The sequence below is a fragment of the Streptomyces sp. NPDC060232 genome, from assembly GCF_042726555.1.
Taxonomy (GTDB): Bacteria; Actinomycetota; Actinomycetes; order Streptomycetales; family Streptomycetaceae; genus Streptomyces.
This window is the reverse complement of the sequence record NZ_JBHXAG010000005.1, coordinates 18,114-35,565: the sequence shown is the minus strand read 5'-3', so window position 1 is coordinate 35,565 and position 17,452 is coordinate 18,114. Positions and strand designations below refer to the sequence as shown.

The 17,452-nt window shown below is 72.8% G+C and carries 16 protein-coding genes; 6 read left to right on the top strand and 10 right to left on the bottom strand.

Features of this window, described 5'->3' with window-relative positions; genetic code table 11:
- The first annotated feature begins 12 nt into the window (after positions 1 to 12).
- A complete protein-coding gene (locus ACFWFZ_RS10075) occupies positions 13 to 834 on the top strand; it encodes an enoyl-CoA hydratase/isomerase family protein (RefSeq protein ID WP_387119327.1) in 822 nt (273 codons plus the stop codon).
- A 26-nt stretch (positions 835 to 860) separates the two neighbouring features.
- Here ACFWFZ_RS10075 and ACFWFZ_RS10070 read toward each other — a convergent pair whose 3' ends face one another.
- A complete protein-coding gene (locus tag ACFWFZ_RS10070) occupies positions 861 to 1,655 on the bottom strand; it encodes a VOC family protein (RefSeq protein WP_387119946.1) in 795 nt (264 codons plus the stop codon).
- 228 nt (positions 1,656 to 1,883) lie between these two features.
- Here ACFWFZ_RS10070 and ACFWFZ_RS10065 point away from each other — a divergent pair, with 228 nt between their 5' ends.
- Positions 1,884 to 2,501: a flavin reductase family protein gene (locus ACFWFZ_RS10065; RefSeq protein ID WP_387119943.1), complete on the top strand. Its 618-nt coding sequence runs from the start codon at positions 1,884 to 1,886 to the stop codon at positions 2,499 to 2,501.
- Positions 2,502 to 2,629: 128 nt separating this feature from the next.
- Here ACFWFZ_RS10065 and ACFWFZ_RS10060 read toward each other — a convergent pair whose 3' ends face one another.
- The 3 genes from ACFWFZ_RS10060 to ACFWFZ_RS10050 are packed head-to-tail and all read right to left on the bottom strand — an operon-like array spanning position 2,630 to position 5,897.
- Positions 2,630 to 3,697 carry a Zn-dependent alcohol dehydrogenase gene (locus ACFWFZ_RS10060; protein ID WP_387119323.1) on the bottom strand — a complete coding sequence of 356 codons (1,068 nt, stop codon included), beginning with the start codon at positions 3,695 to 3,697 and terminating at the stop codon, positions 2,630 to 2,632.
- Entirely contained in the window at positions 3,694 to 4,959 is a 1,266-nt protein-coding gene (locus tag ACFWFZ_RS10055) for an acyl-CoA dehydrogenase family protein (RefSeq protein WP_387119320.1), read from the bottom strand. Before ACFWFZ_RS10055 ends, ACFWFZ_RS10060 begins: the two co-directional genes overlap by 4 nt.
- Positions 4,960 to 4,976: 17 nt before the next feature.
- The gene (locus ACFWFZ_RS10050; protein ID WP_387119317.1) at positions 4,977 to 5,897 is read right to left on the bottom strand and encodes an SDR family NAD(P)-dependent oxidoreductase; all 921 of its coding nucleotides are present in this window, start codon (positions 5,895 to 5,897) and stop codon (positions 4,977 to 4,979) included.
- Between the two features lie 107 nt (positions 5,898 to 6,004).
- Between ACFWFZ_RS10050 and ACFWFZ_RS10045 the strand changes: the two genes are divergently transcribed.
- Positions 6,005 to 6,931 carry a cyclase family protein gene (locus ACFWFZ_RS10045; RefSeq protein ID WP_387119314.1) on the top strand — a complete coding sequence of 309 codons (927 nt, stop codon included), beginning with the start codon at positions 6,005 to 6,007 and terminating at the stop codon, positions 6,929 to 6,931.
- Positions 6,932 to 7,072: 141 nt separating this feature from the next.
- Positions 7,073 to 7,795: a hypothetical protein gene (locus ACFWFZ_RS10040; RefSeq protein WP_387119311.1), complete on the top strand. Its 723-nt coding sequence runs from the start codon at positions 7,073 to 7,075 to the stop codon at positions 7,793 to 7,795.
- Positions 7,796 to 8,067: 272 nt separating this feature from the next.
- On the opposite strand, the gene ACFWFZ_RS10035 is transcribed toward ACFWFZ_RS10040, so the two are convergent.
- From ACFWFZ_RS10035 to ACFWFZ_RS10020, 4 genes are all read right to left on the bottom strand, one after another.
- Positions 8,068 to 8,556: an ATP-binding protein gene (locus ACFWFZ_RS10035; protein WP_387119308.1), complete on the bottom strand. Its 489-nt coding sequence runs from the start codon at positions 8,554 to 8,556 to the stop codon at positions 8,068 to 8,070.
- Between the two features lie 417 nt (positions 8,557 to 8,973).
- Positions 8,974 to 9,870 carry an acyl-CoA dehydrogenase family protein gene (locus ACFWFZ_RS10030; RefSeq protein WP_387119305.1) on the bottom strand — a complete coding sequence of 299 codons (897 nt, stop codon included), beginning with the start codon at positions 9,868 to 9,870 and terminating at the stop codon, positions 8,974 to 8,976.
- A gap of 5 nt (positions 9,871 to 9,875) precedes the next feature.
- A complete protein-coding gene (locus tag ACFWFZ_RS10025; RefSeq protein ID WP_387119302.1) occupies positions 9,876 to 11,033 on the bottom strand; it encodes an acyl-CoA dehydrogenase in 1,158 nt (385 codons plus the stop codon).
- Positions 11,033 to 12,247 (bottom strand): amidohydrolase family protein, encoded by a 1,215-nt coding sequence (locus tag ACFWFZ_RS10020; RefSeq protein WP_387119299.1) that lies wholly within the window; start codon positions 12,245 to 12,247, stop codon positions 11,033 to 11,035. Before ACFWFZ_RS10020 ends, ACFWFZ_RS10025 begins: the two co-directional genes overlap by 1 nt.
- Positions 12,248 to 12,398: 151 nt before the next feature.
- On the opposite strand from ACFWFZ_RS10020, the gene ACFWFZ_RS10015 reads away from it, so the two are divergent.
- Positions 12,399 to 13,952: a class I adenylate-forming enzyme family protein gene (locus ACFWFZ_RS10015; protein WP_387119296.1), complete on the top strand. Its 1,554-nt coding sequence runs from the start codon at positions 12,399 to 12,401 to the stop codon at positions 13,950 to 13,952.
- A 645-nt stretch (positions 13,953 to 14,597) separates the two neighbouring features.
- On the opposite strand, the gene ACFWFZ_RS10010 is transcribed toward ACFWFZ_RS10015, so the two are convergent.
- Complete coding sequence (locus ACFWFZ_RS10010; protein WP_387119291.1) at positions 14,598 to 15,866, bottom strand: zf-HC2 domain-containing protein; 1,269 nt, start codon at positions 15,864 to 15,866, stop codon at positions 14,598 to 14,600.
- Positions 15,863 to 16,441, bottom strand: coding sequence for a sigma-70 family RNA polymerase sigma factor (locus ACFWFZ_RS10005; protein WP_387119288.1), 579 nt, complete (start codon positions 16,439 to 16,441; stop codon positions 15,863 to 15,865). The genes ACFWFZ_RS10010 and ACFWFZ_RS10005 overlap by 4 nt, the downstream gene beginning before the upstream one ends.
- A gap of 301 nt (positions 16,442 to 16,742) precedes the next feature.
- Here ACFWFZ_RS10005 and ACFWFZ_RS10000 point away from each other — a divergent pair, with 301 nt between their 5' ends.
- Complete coding sequence (locus tag ACFWFZ_RS10000) at positions 16,743 to 17,261, top strand: EF-hand domain-containing protein (protein WP_387119285.1); 519 nt, start codon at positions 16,743 to 16,745, stop codon at positions 17,259 to 17,261.
- Positions 17,262 to 17,452 lie beyond the last annotated feature (191 nt).

Genomic DNA, 17,452 nt, shown 5'->3' with positions numbered 1-17,452 from the left:
AAGGGAGCCCCCTTGCCCACAGCCCCCGAGGACACCGTCCTCCACCGCACCGAGAACAACGTCTCCTGGATCACCCTCAACCGCCCCGAGGCGATGAACGCCGTCACCTGGGCCCAGCGCGAACGCGTCATCGCGCTGCTCGCCGAAGCCTCCGCCGACCCCGCCGTCCGGGCGGTCGTCCTCACCGCGACCGGCAAGGGCTTCTGCGCCGGCGCCGACCTGCGCGGCGGCCCCGCCACGGACGGCACCGGCGCCGCCAGCGGCGACCGCGTCGCCGGCGACGTGGCCCGCATGATCCGCCTCGGCGCGCAGCGCCTGATCACCGCGGTCCTCGACTGCGAGAAACCGGTGCTCGCCGCCGTCAACGGCACGGCCGCCGGCATCGGTTCGCACCTCGCCCTCGCCTGCGACCTCGTGATCGCCGCCGAAGGGGCCCGCTTCATCGAGGTGTTCGTGCGCCGCGGCCTGGTCCCCGACGGCGGCGGGGCGTATCTGCTGCCCCGCCTGGTCGGCCCGCAGAAGGCGAAGGAGCTGATGTTCTTCGGCGACGCCGTCCCGGCGGGCGAGGCCGCACGGCTCGGCCTGGTCAACAAGGTGGTTGCGGCCGAGGAGCTGGAGGCCACCGCCCGGGAGTGGGCCGAGCGGCTCGCCCAGGGCCCCACGCGGGCCCTCGCCATGACGAAACAGCTGGTCAACGCCTCCCTGGACGGCGACCGGGCGGCCGCGCTGGCCGCCGAGGCCACCGCTCAGGAGATCAACATGACCACGGCCGACGCGAACGAGGGCGTGGCGAGCTTCGTGGAGCGCCGCACGCCCACGTACCTGGGCCGCTGATCGGCGCCGGGGCCGCCGCCGGCGGCCTACATCTGCGGGTCGGGCTTCAGCAGCGCGAACACCGCGCCGAAGGGGTCCGCCAGCCAGCCGAGCCGCCCGACGTCCGGTACCTCGGCGGCCGGCATGAGGACGGTCCCGCCGTTCTCCTTGGCCCTGGCGATGGTGGCGTCGACGTCACTCACGTGGAAGTAGGGCACCCAGCGCGCCTCCCCGCCCTCGCTGCCGCCCGCGCCCTCGCCGAGCGGTGCGACCCCGCCGAAGGAGGCGTCCTCCTGGTCGCCGTCGGCGGTGCTCAGGACGCGGTACGTCATCCCGGGCGTCTGCATCTCGGCGTGCCGCCACCCGAACAGCCCGGCGTAGAAGGCGATGTCGGCGACCGGGTCCGGCACGTGGAGCTCCGCCCACACCAGGGTGTTCTCGGCGGAGGCGACCCCGAAGCCGGCCGTGTTCCCGGGCTGCCAGCAGGCGAACTCGGCGCCCTGCGGGTCGGTGAACTGCGCCAGCCACCCCTCCCCCATGACGTCCACGGGCTCCGTCCGCACCGTCCCGCCGCCGGCCCGGACCGCCTCGGCGGTGGCCCGGATGTCGGGGGTCATGAAGTAGTGCATCCAGGCCGACCGGGCGCCCTCCTCGGTCAGCGGTCCGAGCGCGGCGACGGTCTTGCCGTCCTGCCGGAAGGAGCCGTACCCGCCTGCCTCGGGGCCGGAGGAGACGAACTCCCAGCCGAAGACGGCCTCGTAGAACGCGGCGGCCGCGCCGGTGTCGGGGCTGCCGAGGTCGAGCCAGTTGGGTGATCCGGTACGGAAGTCGGTGCCGAGCATGGTCCCTCCCGGGGTACGGCGGCGGTGCGGGGTCGCTGCCACGATGCCGAGCCTCCTCCCCCGAGCGGGGGTACGGGCCCGCCCACCCGCCCGGTTTCACCCGCGCGGGTGCACCCCGGCCGGCCCGGTCCGGTGCGCCGGCGCGGGCCGCCGCACACCGCCGCGCCCCGACCCTTCACATCTGACGACCCGTCAGCTTCAATCGGGGGTGTGATGGGACATGCAGGGATGGCGGCCACCGTCGTCCGATACCTCAGGTCAGTCGGCTCCCCCACCTCCGCCTCGGCGGAGCGGGAACCCGAGTCCGTCGACGCCCTGCCGCGTCCCGATCTGCGGGCCGTCGGCGAGGACGAGCGCGCGCCGGTCAGCCCCGCCGAATTCCGTTCGGTGCTGGGGAACTTCGCGAGCGGGGTCACGGTCGTCACCGCGCCGCCGGGGGAGGGCGAGGACGGGCCGGCCGGCTTCGCCTGCCAGTCCTTCGCCTCGCTGTCCCTGGACCCGCCCCTGGTCACCTTCATGGTGGCCCGTACGTCCACGACCTGGCCGCGGATCGCCCGCGCCGGAGTGTTCTGCGTCAACATCCTCGGGGCCGAACAGGGCGAGCTGTGCCGGTCCTTCGCCGTCAGCGGCGCGGACAAGTTCTCCGGGGTGACCCACGCCCCGGCCCCCGTCACCGGCTCGCCGCAGCTCGACGCCGTGCCCGCCTGGATCGACTGCCGGATCCACGCCGTCCACACCGGCGGGGACCACCTCATCGTCGTGGGCCGGGTCGTGGCCATGGGCGCGGCCGGAGAAGGCGATCCGCTCCTCTTCCACAAAGGCCGCTTCGGCCGCCTCGCCGGCTGAGGGCTTCCGAACGGCCGACTGCCGGTCCACCCCCTGGGGGCGGACCGGCAGTCGCCGTATCGGATGGTTCCGGTCGGGTCCAGGCACGTCCGGGCAGGTCCGGGCAGGTCCGGGCAGGTCCGGGCGGTTCAGAAGGCGAGCACCCCGCGCGCCACCCGCCCGTGGCGGGCGTCGTCGACGGCCTTGGCGAAGTCCTCGACCGGGTAGACCTCCGTCACCAGCTCGTCCAGCAGCAGCCTGCCCTGCCGGTAGAGCTCCGCGTACAGGGCGATGTCGCGCTGTGGGCGCGAGGACCCGTACCGGCAACCCATGATCGTCTTGTCGAGGTACAGGGACGAGACGAGGAAGGACGCCTCCTCCTTGAAGCCCGGCACGCCCAGCAGCACCGCCTGGCCGTGCCGGTCGAGGAGGTCGACGGCCTGGCGGATCAGCTTGACGCTGCCCACGCACTCGAAGGCGTGGTCGGCGCCGGTCGGCAGGATCTCGCGCACCGCCGCCGACGGGTCGGCGACCGCGGACGCGTCGATGAAGTGCGTGGCCCCGAACTGCCGGGCCACCGCCTCCTTCGCCGGGTTCGCGTCCACCGCCACGATCGTCGCGGCCCCGGCGATCCGGGCGCCCTGGAGCACGTTCAGCCCGATGCCGCCGGTGCCGATGACGACCACCGTCTCGCCGTTGTCGACGCGTGCCCGGTTGAGGACCGCCCCCACCCCGGTCAGCACCCCGCAGCCGATGAGCGCCGCCGACGTCAGCGGGATGCCGGCCGGGATCTTCACCGCCTGCACGGCCTTGACGATCGTCCGCTCCGCGAAGGCGGAGTTCGACGCGAACTGGAACAGGGGTTTGCCGCCCCGCGAGAACGGCTGCCCCGGCATCCCGATCGCCTTGCGGCACATCGTGGGCCGGCCCCGGTCGCAGTCCGCGCACGCCCCGCAGTTGGCCAGCGTGGACAGCGACACGTGATCACCGGGCGCCACGTGCCCGACGCCCTCACCGACGGCCTCCACGACCCCGGCGCCCTCGTGCCCCAGCACCACCGGCGGCGGGAACGGGATCGTCCCGTCCATCACCGACAGGTCGCTGTGGCACAGCCCCGCCGCCCGGATCGCGACCAGCACCTCACCCGGCCCCGGATCCCGGATCTCCAGGTCGTCGACCACTCGGGCCTGCTTGCCGTCGAACACGACGCCTCTCACCTGGGCTCCTTAGGCAGGCCGAGCACGCGCTCGGCAATGATGTTGCGCTGGATCTCGTCCGAACCGCCGTAGATCGTGTCGGCGCGGGTGAACAGGAACAGGCGCTGCTCCTCGTCGAGCCCGAGCTCGTACGGGAGGTCCGGCGCCCACGCTTCGGGCCCGGCCGCGGCCGCGGCCCCCCGGACCTCCACCGCCAGCTCACCGAGCCGCCGGTGCCAGCCGCCCCAGAGCAGCTTGGCCACGCTCGGCGCGCCCGGATCACCCTGCGCGCCCAGGGTCCGCAGCGCGTTCCACCGCATGATGCGCAGCTCGGCCCACTGCCGTACGAGGCGGTCGCGGACCACCGGATCGGCCGGCGCCCCCGGAGCCGTCGCCTGAGCCGTCCCCGGAGCCGCCGTCGCGGGGGCCGTCGCGGGGGTCGTCGCCGCAGCCGCGTACAGCCCGAGGACCCGTTCCAGCTCGGCCGCGAAGCCGATCTGCTGGACCAGCGTCGACACGCCCCGCTCCAGGGCGAGCAGGCCCATGGCCACGGTCCAGCCGTCGCCCTGCGCACCCACGACCTCCGCCGCCACCGCCCCGTCGAAGAACACCTCGTTGAACTCCGAGGTCCCGGACATCTGCCGAATCGGCCGGACCTCCACGCGGCCCGGCTGGTCCATCCGTACGAGCAGGAAGGACAGCCCCCGGTGGCGCCGTGAGCCGGGCTCGGTGCGGGCCAGGACGAAGCACCAGTCGGCGTCGTGGGCGAGGGAGGTCCAGATCTTCTGCCCGGTGACGCGGAACAGCCCGTCGGCCGGGTCGCGCACCGCGGCCGTGCGGATGCCCGCGAGGTCGGAGCCGGCGTCCGGCTCGCTGTACCCCTGGCACCACAGCTCCTCGCCGCGCGCGATGGCGGGCAGGAAGCGACGCTGCTGCTCCTGACTGCCGTAGGCGATGAGGGTGGGCGCGAGGAGGTTCTCCCCGATGTGCCCGACCCGGCCGGGGGCGCGCAGCGCCGCGTACTCCTCGGCCCACACCACCTGCCCGGTCAGGGAGAGCCGCCGCTGCCCGTACGCACCGGCAGGGACCGCCCAGCCCTGTCCGATCCAGCCGCCGCGGCCCAGCTCCCGCTCCCACGCCCGCCGGGCCTCCACCCCCTCGTGCTCGCCGCCCGGCCCGCCGAGGCCGACGGCCTGCGCGTACGGACCCACGAGGTGCTCCGCCAGCCACGCACGGACCTGGGTGCGCAGCTCCTCGTCCTCGGCCCCGAAGCTGAAGTCCACGCCGCTCCCCCCCCCCGTCAGGCGTTGGGGCGGTCCTTGGCGGCCGCCGCCTTGGCCATGGCCTCCAGCTGCGCCAGCATCGGCATGGGATCGGTGCCGACCGTCCCGGGCAGGAAGTCGGCGATCTTCTCCGGGGTCCAGGAGCCCTCGGCGTATCCGGCGCGCAGCTCGCGCGGCTGCGCCCACACGGCGATCTTCGGGCCGGCGATCGTGTAGACCTGCCCGGTGATGCGCTCGCCGCCGACGGCGACGGCCTTGTCGGAGAGCAGGTAGGTGACGAGCGCCGCGACGTCCTCGGGCTCCCCGATCTCCTTGAGCTCCATGGGGACGTTGGCCGACATGCGGGTGCGGGCGACGGGTGCGACGGCGTTGGCGGTGACCCCGTACCTGGCCAGGCCGAGCGCGGCGGAGCGGACGAGCGAGATAATCCCGCCCTTGGCGGCGCTGTAGTTGGCCTGGGCGACCGAGCCCTGGTGGTTGCCGCTGGTGAAGCCGATCAGGGTGCCCGATCCCTGGCGGCGCATGACGGCGGAGGCGGCGCGGAAGACGGTGAAGGTGCCCTTGAGGTGGGTGGCGACCACGGGGTCCCACTCCTCCTCGGACATGTTGAAGAGCATCCGCTCGCGCAGGATGCCGGCCACGCAGACGACCCCGTCGATGCGCCCGTACCGGGCGAGCGCGGTGTCGACGATGCGTCGGCCGCCCGCCATGGTGGAGATGTCGTCGGCGACGGCGACGGCCTCCCCGCCGGCGGCCTGGATCTCCTTCACGACGCCGTCGGCGATCTCGCTCGTGGGCTCTCCGCCCTCGATGCCGACGCCGTAGTCGTTGACGACGACCTTGGCGCCCTCGGCGGCCGCGGCGAGTGCCACGGCCCGTCCGATGCCCCGGCCGGCGCCGGTGACGGCGACGACCTTGCCTGCCAAGAAGTTCCCCACGTCGGCCCCTTCCCGCGTTTTCTGACGGTCCGTTAGATTCTATGGGTAGTCAGATGCACGTGCACAAGCCCTCGTTGCCGCATTGACGCAAGGAGCTGTCGACGCCCATGACCCTGCCCGCCGAGTTCCACGACATCGCCAAGCGCGTCAGCAACTGGGGCCGCTGGGGCGCCGACGACGAGATCGGCACCCTCAACCTGATCACCGACGAGGTCGTACGGGGTGCGGCCGCGGAGATCCGCAGCGGCCGCCGTGTCCCCCTGGCACTGCCCCTCAAGGAGGACGGCATCCAGGTCGGCGTGATCCCCGGCCGGATCAACCCGCTGCACACGATGGTGCAGATCAACCAGGAGCTCTTCGGCCCGGGTACGGTGGCGTGCAGCGACGACGCCGTCAGCATGGGCCTCCAGGCGGGCACCCACTGGGACGCCCTCACCCACGTCTCGCACTCGGGCAGGATCTACAACGGCCGTCCCGCCGGCACCATCACCGCCCACGGCCGGGCCGAGTTCAGCGGCATCGACAAGGCCACCCCCATCGTCTCGCGCGGGGTGCTCCTCGACGTGGCCCGCGCGAAGGGCCTGGACCGCCTGCCCGGCGACCACGCGGTGACCCCGGCGGACCTGGCGCAGGCCGAGGAGTTCGGCCGGGTCACCGTCCGCCCCGGCGACATCGTCCTGGTCCGCACCGGCCAGATCCAGGTCTATCTGGCGGGCGACAGGCACGGCTACGGCTTCCCGTCCCCCGGGCTGTCCGTCCGTACGCCGCAGTGGTTCCACGCACGGGACGTGGCGGCCGTCGCGAACGACACCCTGACCTTCGAGATCTTCCCGCCGGAGATCGAGAACCTGTGGCTGCCGGTCCACGCCCTGCACCTGGTGGAGATGGGCATGCACCAGGGCCAGAACTGGAATCTCGAAGAACTGTCCACAGCCTGTGCAGAAGAGAACCGGTACGCCTTCCTCCTCTCCGCCATGCCCGAGCCCTTCGTGGGCGGCACCGGCACACCCGTGGCCCCGGTGGCCATCCTCTGAGACCCGCCGCGCAGGTGGAGAGGGGTGCGGCGACCCCGGCGGCCCGAGCGCCACAGCGGCTGGAACCATGTTGTGTCCATGACGCGTCACCGTTCTCGCGTCACCCCCCGCTCCTCACCACCCTCAGCACTGGAGAAGCGCATGACCAACCCGTACCAGGCGTCCCCGCCCCCGCCACCGCCGCCCTTCACCCCGGTCCCGCCGCGGCGCTCAGGCGGAAAGTTCGTCACCTTCCTGGTCCTGGCCCTGGTCGTCGGCGGCGCCTACGGCGCCTCCAAGGTGCTGGGCGCGGACGACGGCAAGTCGTCCACGTCCACGTCCACCTCAGCCTCCGCCTCACCCTCCGCCAAGCCCACGGCGAAGGACCCCGGGTCCCCCGAGTCCTCCTCCGACACCTCCAGCGCGTGGAAGGTCGGCGACTGCGGCGGCCCCGACCCGTCCAAGGGCGCCGACGCGTACAAGCGGACCTCCTGCTCCGACTCCGGTGCCACCTTCAAGGCCATCGACATCAAGGAAGCCAGCATCCTGCCGGGCTCGATCCAGTGCCCGCCCGGCACCGACGTGATGATCGAGGTGAGCATCTCCTACAACGGCGGCAAGTCGAGCGGCATCCCCACCAACACCGTCTGCGGCCGCAACGTGTCCAACGACCACCCCGGCGACGCGGGAGCCGGCGGCGGCCAGCTCGTGAAGGGCGACTGCGTGACCTCCCAGGCCAAGGAGGTCTCCTGCGGCAGCTCGGGCGCGCTCAAGGTCCTCGGCCTGGTCAAGACGAAGGAAGAGTGCCCCTCCGGCACCACCGACCCCATCCGTCTGACCATCTCGATCGGCCGCCCCTACGACGTGATCTGCACCGACGGCTGACCGCCGCGCCCGCGGCCGGACTGCGACGACGGCCGGACCGCGTACGACGGCCGAACCGCCTGCCCGCAGCCGGCCTGCGCACCCACAGCCGGCCTGCGCCCCGCCACCCGCCCGTGTGATGCGGGTGGCGGCGGCGCGCGTGCACGCCCCGAGCGCGGCACGGCAGCCGCCACCCCGCGACCCGCACTCGTCAAGGCGTGTCCTTGGCGTCCCCTCGCGTCGAATCGCTCCACACCAGGGTGATCAACCGGTGACGAACCGTCAACACCTCGTTAGAGGTACACGCGCGGTTCCCGCCCCGAAGTGTGAACTTCCGACGTGCAGCACGAGGCGTCCGCCGAGGCGCCGCCCGTCGCGGCATCCGACTCCGCTTTCCGCGCACGGTCGATCTCGCACCAGATCCGCTTGCCCGCGCCCTCGCGCTGCCAGCCCCACCGGTCGGCCAGGCCGTCCACCAGCTCCAGGCCGCGCCCGCCCGTGTCCTCTCCGCAGGCCTGCCGACGGGCCGGCGCCCGGTCGCTCGCGTCGGCCACCTCGACGCGCACCCCCAGCCCCCCGAACAGCATGCGCAGCACGGCCGGACAGCCCGTGTGCACGACCGCGTTCGTGACCAGTTCGGAGATCAGCAGGATCAGTGTCTCGGCGAGCGGCTCGTCGTCACCTATTCCGGAGCCCGCCAGCCGCGACCGCGCCCACCGGCGGGCCCGGCCGACCTCGGCGGGATCCGCGCCTACCTCCAGCTGAACCTGAAGCACCTGCACCGCTCACACCATCCGAACCGGCGGACACTTCGCCTCACGACGGGGCGGGGTCACCGACCGTGACCCCCTTGCGTAGCAGCATGGTTGACATACAGTCACCGGAACAAGCGCTTCGGGCATATTCCCGCGCGAAGGAGTAGGCGTGGTGCATACTGTGCGACGCTCACGCCGCTCAACCGCTCGCATTCCTCGGAGCGTACCGGAGCAGCCCCCCGACTCCGGGCCGTAATGCCGCTGGCGCAGGACACAAAGCGATATCAACTCTCTGTAATCAGACATGCGTCCCGGGTCGTTGTCCCCGCACCCTCTCCGCACCCCTCTCCGCACCCCTCCCGACCCACCCGTCACGCCGAGCCGACCGGCCGCCAGGGCGCAGCGGGCCACCTCGCACGGCGGGCCACCTCGCGCGGCGGCCGGCTACCCCGCCGAGTCCAGCAGCTCCGCCGCCAGCAGCTCCTCGGCCTCCGCCGCCGTCTGCCACTGCTCGGCCCGCACCCAGGCCCGCTTCAGGTGCAGGTGCACATCCGCCTCCCACGTGAAGCCCATCCCGCCGTGCACCTGCAGGCAGTCCCGGGCGCCCAGGACGGCGGCCTCGTCCGCCAGCAGCTTCGCCGCCGCCACCTCACCCGCCCCGCCCGTCACCGCCGCCGCGTACACCGCCGTACGGGCCACCTCCGCCCGCACCAGCATCTGCGCGCAACTGTGCTTGACCGCCTGGAACGCCCCGATCGGCTGACCGAACTGCTCGCGCTCGCCCGCGTACCGCACCGCCAGCTCCACCGTCCGCAGTGCGCTGCCGACCTGGAGCGCGGCCGTCAGCAGCGCCCCCTCCAGCGCGTACGCGCCGACGTCGCCGCGCCGCGCAACCCGGTGCAGCGGCGTCAGCGGGTCCACCGCGCGTACCGGCTCGCCGTCCGGGAGCCCGGCCGCGCCGAGCACCGCGTCCGCCTCCCCCAGGTGGGCGACCAGGTCCCCGCCCAGGTCGAAGGCGGTCACCACCGCCGTGCCCGCCGCGGCCCCCGGCACCACCCCCGCGGCCAGGTGCGTCGCCACCAGCGGCCCCGGCACCAGGGCCCGCCCGGCCTCCTCGAAGACGAGCACCGCCTCCGGCAGCCCCAGCCCCACACCGCCCTCGGACTCCGGGAGCCGCAGCGCGAAGAAGCCCGCCTCGCCCAGCTCCCGCCACAGCCCGCGGTCCACGGCGACGCCCGTGTCCACCGAGGCGCGCAGCGCCGCCCGCCCGTACCGGCCCTCCAGCAGGCCCCGTACGCCCGCCCGCAGGGCCCGCTGGTCCTCCGTCGGCTGGAAGTCCATCCCGCTCACCGGCCCTTCGGGAGGCCGAGGATCCGCTCGGCGACGATGTTCCGCTGGATCTGCGAGGTGCCCGCCGCGATCGTGTACGAGAGGGAGGAGAGCCGGTCCAGCGTCCACTCCTCCTCCAGCGACAGCGACGCCGCCCCCAGGACCTCGGCCGCCGTGTCGTACAGCTCCTGGCGGGCGTGCGAGTAGGCGAGCTTGAAGACCGAGCCTCCGATGCCGGGGACCCCGCCCGGCGACCGCTCGGCCTCGCTCACGTTCCACTGGGTCAGCCGCCACAGCGCGCCGAACTCCCCGTACAGCCTGCCCAGTCGGCGCCGCAGCGCCGGGTCGTCCCAGCGGCCGTTCGCCTTCGCCGCAACCGCCAGCTCGCCCAGGGTCCGGCGGCAGGCGACGACCTCGCCGACGAAGGCGGTGCCCCGTTCGAAGGACAGGGTGACCATGGTGACCCGCCAGCCGTCGTTCTCCGCGCCCACCCGGTCGGCGACCGGGACCCGCACCTCGTCGAGGAACACCTCGGCGAACTCCGTCGACCCGGCGAGCGTGCGCAGCGGCCGCACCGTCACCCCGGGCGCGTCCATCGGCATGGCCAGCCAGGAGATCCCGCGGTGCTTGGGGGCCTCGGGGTCGGTGCGTACGAGCAGCTCGCACCAGTCGGCGACCTCCGCGTGCGAGGTCCAGATCTTCGACCCGGTGATCACGTAGTCGTCGCCGTCGCGGACCGCGCGCGTCCGCAGGGAGGCCAGGTCGGAGCCGGCGTCCGGCTCGCTGAAGCCCTGGCACCACACCTCGTCGCCGCGCAGCACGGGCGGCAGCCAGCGCGCCCGCTGCGCGGCCGTGCCCTCGGCGGCGATGGTCGGGCCGGCATGCAGCAGTCCGACGAAGTTCGCGCCGACGTAGGGGGCGCCGGCGCGCTCGGTCTCCTCCAGGAAGATCAGGTGCTGGGTCGGAGTTGCGCCGCGGCCGCCCGCGTCCACGGGCCAGTGCAGGCCGGCGTACCCGGCCTCGTACAGCCTGCGCTGCCAGCCCAGGTCGTAGGCGCGCCGGCCCGGCCAGTCGTCCGGGGAGGGCCGGGCGGGCAGCTCGGGGAGGGTCTTGCCGAGCCACTCGCGCAGCCGCGCCCGGAAGTCCCGCTCCTCGTCGGTGTACGTCAGGTCCATCAGCGGCCCGCGCCCTTGCTCCGGTCCTGGTCCAGATCGAGGCCGAGCATGCGGATGGCGTTGCCGCGCATCAGCTTGTAGACCGTCTCCTCGTCCAGCCCCCGCACGTGGTCGAGGGCGACCTCCTTGGTGTGCGGGAAGGTCGAGTCCACGTGCGGGTAGTCGGTCTCGAAGGTCGCGTTGTCGCGGCCGACGACGTCGAGGGAGGCGATCCCGTGCTTGTCGCGGAAGAAGCAGCAGAAGATCTGCCGGTAGTAGTACGTCGAGGGCGGCTCGGGGATCAGGCCGCGCACCCCGCCCCAGGCCCGGTGCTCCTCCCACACGTCGTCCGCGCGCTCCAGGGCGTACGGGATCCAGCCCATCTGCCCCTCGCTGTAGGCCAGCTTGAGCGTCGGGAACCGCACGAGGACCCCGCTGAAGAGGAAGTCCATCATCGAGGCCATCGCGTTGTTGAAGCTGAGCGACGCCTGCACGGCGGGCGGCGCGTCCGGGGAGGCCGCGGGCATCTGCGAGCTGGACCCGATGTGCATGTTGACCACCGTGCCCGTCTCCTGGCAGACGGCGAAGAAGGGGTCCCAGTAGCCGGAGTGGATCGACGGCAGGCCGAGGTGGGTGGGGATCTCGGAGAAGGTCACCGCCCGGACGCCGCGCGCCGCGTTGCGCCGGATCTCGGCCACCGCCAGGTCGATGTCCCACAGCGGGATGATGCACAGCGGGATCAGCCGGCCGCCGCTGTCACCGCACCACTCCTCGACCATCCAGTCGTTGTAGGCGCGCACGCAGGCGAGGGCGACCTCCTTGTCGTACGCCTCGGCGAAGGTCTGCCCGCAGAAGCGCGGGAAGGTCGGGAAGCACAGGGAGGCCTCGACGTGGTTGAGGTCCATGTCGGCGAGGCGCGCCTTGGGGTCCCAGCACCCCTGGCGCATCTCCTCGCGGGTGATCCCCTCCAGCGTCATGTCGTCGCGGTCGAAGCCGACGGCGGCGATGTTGCGCTTGTACGGGAACTTCAGGTCCTCGTAGATCCACCAGTCGGTCGGCGGGCCGTCCGGGTCCATGGAGATGACGTACTTGCCGCCCGTGTACTGGAGCTCGCCGATGCCTGCGGTGAGCGCCTTGGGACCGCGGTCGCGGTATCTGGCGGGCAGCCAGAGGTCGAACAGGTGCGCGGGCTCGATCACGTGGTCGTCGACGCTGATGATCCGAGGCAGTTCCATGGGCTCCCCAATCCGGTGCCAGTTCCGTGCCGATCTGATGGATCGTCAGAAGCAAGCTAGCCCCGCCACCCCTGGACCGACAAGCGTCGGCGCTCTACGCTCTGCGCCAGATCTGACTAACCGTCAGTTATTGGCCGAGGAGAGGTCTGGGATGACGGACACCGCGACCGCGACAGCACTGAGCCGCTCCCGCACCCTGTGGGAACTCATCACCCGCCGGGCCGCACTCACCCCGGACACCACCGCCTTGATCGAAGCGGCCGAAGACCCCACCGCCGACCGCACGCTCACCTTCGGGGAACTGCGCGACCGCTCCGAACGCGTCGCCGCAGGCCTGTACGGCATGGGCGTACGCCCCGGCACCGTCGTCGCCTGGCAGCTCCCCACCCGCATCGAGACCGTGCTGCTCTGCGTCGCCCTCGCCCGGCTCGGCGCCGTCCAGACCCCCGTCATCCCCTTCTACCGCGACCGCGAGGTCGGCTTCGCACTGCGCGAGGCCAAGGCCGACTTCTTCGCGGTCCCCGGAGTGTGGCGCGGCCACGACTATCCCGCCATGGCCCGGCGGCTCGGGGCGCGCGGCGTCTTCGACGCGTACGACTCCCTCCCCGACGGCGACCCGGACGTACTGCCCCCGCCGCCCGCCTCCGGCACCGACGTCCGCTGGATCTACTGGACCTCCGGCACCACCTCCGACCCCAAGGGCGTCCTGCACACCGACCGCTCCCTCATCGCCGGCGGCTCCTGCCTCGCGCACGCCCTGCACCTGAGCCCGTCCGACGTCGGCTCGATGGCCTTCCCCTACGCCCACATAGCCGGCCCGGACTACACCGTGATGCTGCTGCTCTACGGCTTCCCCGCGGTCCTCTTCGAGAGGTTCGCGATGCCGGACGCCCTGGACGGCTACCGCCGCCACGGAGTCACCGTCGCCGGCGGATCCACCGCCTTCTACTCCATGTTCCTGACGGAACAGCGCAAGGCCCCGGACGTCCCCCTCATCCCCACCCTCCGCCTCCTCGCGGGCGGCGGCGCCCCCAAGCCGCCGGAGATCTACCACGCTGTGGTCCGCGAACTGGGCTGCCAGCTCACGCACGGCTACGGAATGACCGAAGTCCCCATGATCACCATGGGCTGCCCGGACGACACCCCCGAAAACCTCGCGACCACCGAGGGCCGCCCCCCGGAGGGCATGTCCATCCGCATCACCACCCCCGACGGCACCCCTCTCCCTCCGGACACCGACGGAGAGGTACGCCTGCGCGGCGAGGCGGTCTGCCAGGGCTACCTGAGCCCCGACCAGTCGGCCGAGGTCTTCGACCGCGACGGCTACCTGATCACCGGCGACCTCGGGCACCTGACGCGGGACGGCTACCTGGTCCTCACCGGCCGCAGCAAGGACGTCATCATCCGCAAGGGCGAGAACATCTCAGCCAAGGAGATCGAGGATCTCCTCCACCGCCTCCCGGGCGTCGCGGACGTAGCCGTCATCGGCCTCCCGGACCCGACCCGCGGCGAACGCGTCTGCGCGGTGATCGAACAACCCGAGGGAGCGGCCCCCCTCACCCTCCCCCAACTCACGGCCTACCTCCGCACGGAAGGCCTGGCCACCCACAAACTCCCGGAACAACTGGAACTCCTCGACGCCCTCCCCCGCAACGAAGCCCTGCGCAAGGTCCTGAAGTACAAGCTCCGCGAGCGCTACACGTAGGGCGGGGCCCGGGGGTGCGGGGGCGGGGGCGGAAGCCGGGGGCTTGCGGGAGAACACGTATCGCGCCTGGGTCACCATGCGCACGGAACCCAGGCCAGTGGCCGAGATTCCTCGGCACCACCGACTCAAGGGGACTTTGGCGCACGGCGTCCATCGGGGACAGACCTGTGAGCAGTGGCAGATCGAGGTGACCGGGGGAGGCCGGATTTGGTACCTCTTGGACACGGCCCGCGACGCATGCTGGATCATGTTTGCGGGTACTGGTCACCCACGCGCCACAGACACCAAGTGAGCAGCGAACCTTCACCCCACACGGGCGGACGCCGTCATAGAGAAGCCTCGTCACGGCGTGCTCAGCGTGGCGATCTCCGCCCCCGGCTCCGCTACGCAGTACCCGACAACCATGTGGCCCTGGGCAACGCACCGTGGCGCGCCCCTCTGCGACGTCAGCGAACGACGGGCCCACTGGCCACAAGGCTGTCTCCTCCTCCCTCAACGCCTCGGACGCCGCCCAACGGTGGCGGGCATGAGGAATGCGGTTTGGCTCAGTGATCCATCGACCGACCGTCTTCGCGTCGACTCCACAGGCTTCTGCGCTACGGGGATGCCCGTACCGGCCGCAGCGCCCCCGGCCCCCCGCATCCCCTACAGGCGGCTCAGCGACGCCGCCGCGAAGAGGACGTCGCGGATCGCCTCGCGGTCGCCGTGCTGGCCGACCGCCGCGTCTTCCGGCGAGATGTGGCCGGCCGCCAGCTGGCAGAACTCAAGCCCGTCCAGGGCGATCTCCGCCACCGTGCGTTCCGCCGACGGTTTCGCCCCCGGCGAGTCCAGCGCGATGTCCCAGCCGCCGCCACCCGCGCCCTCGATCTCCAGGTGCAGGGTCCGCCCGGGCGCTCCCGCCGCGACCAGGCCACGCGCCGGGGCCGCCAGGCCCGCCCGTCGCCGCTGGGCGAGCGCACTCGGCAGCAGTCGCGCCGCCAGGTCGATCATCCGGTGCAGGTGCGGCCCGGACGGCGGCTCGTACGGGTAGTCCACCGCGTCCGCGATGTCCCACGCGTGCACCCAGCACTCGAAGGCCCGTTCCAGGAAGGCGTCACCGAGCGGCAGCGCGAAACTCCCGTAGTCCACGGCGAGTTCGGCGACGCCGCGACCGGCGAAGGACACCGTGCGGACCAGCGTGTGGCCCTGTTCTCGCCACGGCTCGCGCACCTGGCGCGTCGCCGGATACGACGACGCGCCCCAGAAGTACTCCGTCCGTACGGTCGGACCGCCCGGCGGCGCTTCCGACCCCAGCGGGTCGTCCAGCCCGAGCGCGGTGGCGATCAGCCCGTCGACCGTCATGAGGTGACCGATCACGCCCGCCACCGTGGTCCGCTGCGACCGGTGCCGCTCCCCCTCGAACCATTTCAGGCGTACCGGGGTGTGCCACTCCGAGTCGCCGAAGTCCTGGAGCAGGGCGTCGAGCCGCGCGGTCTCGGTGTCGTACGGGCTCGCCCACCCCGGCACCGGGATGCGGGCCGGCCGCTTGCCGAGGCAGTCCTCCAGCACGCGCGAGCGCAACAGCGGTTTGAGGTCGAGGGTCTCCTCCGGATGCAGCAGCCCAACCGCGTCGCGCAGCCGCAGCGCCTCCTCCGCGCAGGGCGCGCACTCGGTGAGGTGGTCCTCCACCGCCCGGGTCTCCTCGGCCGAGCAGGCGGCCAGCGCCCACGCCCCGAGCAGGGACTTGAGTACGGCGTGCGAGGGCGGCGGCGACTGTGGTGACGGCAGGGCTTCCGGCAGCGGCAAGGGCGACGGCAGCGGCCGGGGCGCGTGTCCCGGGTCGAGGTCGTCGGCGGCGCCGCGCGGGCCCGGTATACGGGCCTGGCCGCCGGGACGCTCGTATCCGTCGTCGGGCGACTGGGCGCGGCCGTTCATCGGGGTGTTCCGTATTCGCGCGGGCCGTAACCGGGCTGGGCGGCGTCCTCCGGCGGGAGGGCATTGGCGGTCGACAGCAGCTGGAGCCCGAGCCGCAGCCTGCGGCGCGCCTCGTCCTCGCTGATCTTGAGGTCGGCGGCGGCCTGCCGGTAGTCGCGGCGCTTGAAGTAGGCGAGTTCCAGCGCGGCCCGCAGGGGCGCGGGCATGGAGGTCACGATGTAGTCCGCGCGGGCGGCGGCGTTGGCGCTGCGCACCTTCTGTTCCAGCTCCTCGCGGGAGCCCCGGCCCAGTTCGGCCTGGCGCAGCCGGGCCACCGCCTGGCCCTGGGTGATCCGGGCGACCCAGGAGCGCATGGAGCCCTGCTTGGGGTCGTAGGCGTCCGGGTTCTCCCAGATGTAGCCGAAGACCTCGCGGGTGATGCGGTCCGCCGCCTTCTCGTCGCCCAGGACGCGGTGCGCCAGGCTGTGCACGAGCGAGGCGAAGCGGTCGTAGAGCTCACCGAGCGCGGCGGCCTCGCCGCGGGCCAGGCGCTGCTGCATGCGGCGGTCCCAGCGCGGTGGTACGTCCTTCGGCATAAGTTCCCCCAGCCGTGTGTCGACGCATCGAATGTAGTGGGCACATGGCGGATCGCGCCTCTTTTGGAGGAAGCTCCCCTCGGAAGTAGGCCCTGCGTGATAGGGGCGTCGCAGGGCGTGAACGGTGGTGCGGCCCAGGGCACATGGGTACACGCGTACGCGCCCCGCCGCGCTCCCCGTGCGCGGGTTCGATGCGGCCGCCGGCTTGACCGCTTCGCTTAACGTGCAGGCCAACTAGGCCTTACGCTCCTGCCTTGTCTTGATCTGAACCCCACGCACACGTGAAGGTGGAACGCCGCATATGGACAGCGCAGAATACGAGCGCAAGATCGCCGCCCGATTCGCCACCTTCGACCAGGACGGATCCGGCTTCATCGACCGGGAGGACTTCAGCACGGCCGCGAAGGCCGTCCTGGCCGAATTCGGTACCGCCGCACGGTCGGAGAAGGGCCAGGCCGTCTTCGGCGGCGCCGAGGCGTTCTGGCAGGGAATGGCCGGAATCGCGGACGTCGACGGGGACCAGCGGGTCTCCCGCGAGGAGTTCATCACCGGGGCGGCCAAGCGGCTGCGCGACAACCCGCAGCGGTTCGCGGAGATCGCACGGCCGTTCCTGCGGGCCGTGATCGCGGTGGCGGACGAGGACGGCCTCGGCGCGACCCCGCCGGCTGCGGCCCGCGTGCTGCGCGTCCTCGGGACCGCGCCCGAACTGGCCGAGCAGGTGGCGCTGGGCCTCGACACCGACGGCGACGGCCGCATCGCGGAGGACGAGATCCTGGCCGCCTTCGCGGCGTACTGCGGGGTGGAGGCCCCGGACGCGTAACACGACGCCTGCGGCGGGCTCGCACGCATCCGGGGTGCCGCGCCGCCGACCCGCCGACCGCCCGAAGCGCCTTGGCTCCGGCGCCCGGCGCCCGGCGCCCCGCACAGGCGACGGGCATGGCTCCACGGGCCGGTGCGGCCTGCTTCGCGCCGTCGACCGGGGCGCGGGGATCCGGGGGCGCCGCCCCCGGC

Excerpts from the sequence above, each read along its gene's own strand:
- ACFWFZ_RS10070 (WP_387119946.1), bottom strand. The coding sequence starts at position 1,655 with ATGCTCGGCACCGACTTCCGTACCGGATCACCCAACTGGCTCGACCTC.
- ACFWFZ_RS10065 (WP_387119943.1), top strand. The coding sequence starts at position 1,884 with ATGGCGGCCACCGTCGTCCGATACCTCAGGTCAGTCGGCTCCCCCACC.
- ACFWFZ_RS10045 (WP_387119314.1), top strand. The coding sequence starts at position 6,005 with ATGACCCTGCCCGCCGAGTTCCACGACATCGCCAAGCGCGTCAGCAAC.
- ACFWFZ_RS10040 (WP_387119311.1), top strand. The coding sequence starts at position 7,073 with ATGACCAACCCGTACCAGGCGTCCCCGCCCCCGCCACCGCCGCCCTTC.
- ACFWFZ_RS10030 (WP_387119305.1), bottom strand. The coding sequence starts at position 9,870 with ATGGACTTCCAGCCGACGGAGGACCAGCGGGCCCTGCGGGCGGGCGTA.
- ACFWFZ_RS10025 (WP_387119302.1), bottom strand. The coding sequence starts at position 11,033 with ATGGACCTGACGTACACCGACGAGGAGCGGGACTTCCGGGCGCGGCTG.
- ACFWFZ_RS10020 (WP_387119299.1), bottom strand. The coding sequence starts at position 12,247 with ATGGAACTGCCTCGGATCATCAGCGTCGACGACCACGTGATCGAGCCC.
- ACFWFZ_RS10015 (WP_387119296.1), top strand. The coding sequence starts at position 12,399 with ATGACGGACACCGCGACCGCGACAGCACTGAGCCGCTCCCGCACCCTG.
- ACFWFZ_RS10010 (WP_387119291.1), bottom strand. The coding sequence starts at position 15,866 with ATGAACGGCCGCGCCCAGTCGCCCGACGACGGATACGAGCGTCCCGGC.
- ACFWFZ_RS10005 (WP_387119288.1), bottom strand. The coding sequence starts at position 16,441 with ATGCCGAAGGACGTACCACCGCGCTGGGACCGCCGCATGCAGCAGCGC.
- ACFWFZ_RS10000 (WP_387119285.1), top strand. The coding sequence starts at position 16,743 with ATGGACAGCGCAGAATACGAGCGCAAGATCGCCGCCCGATTCGCCACC.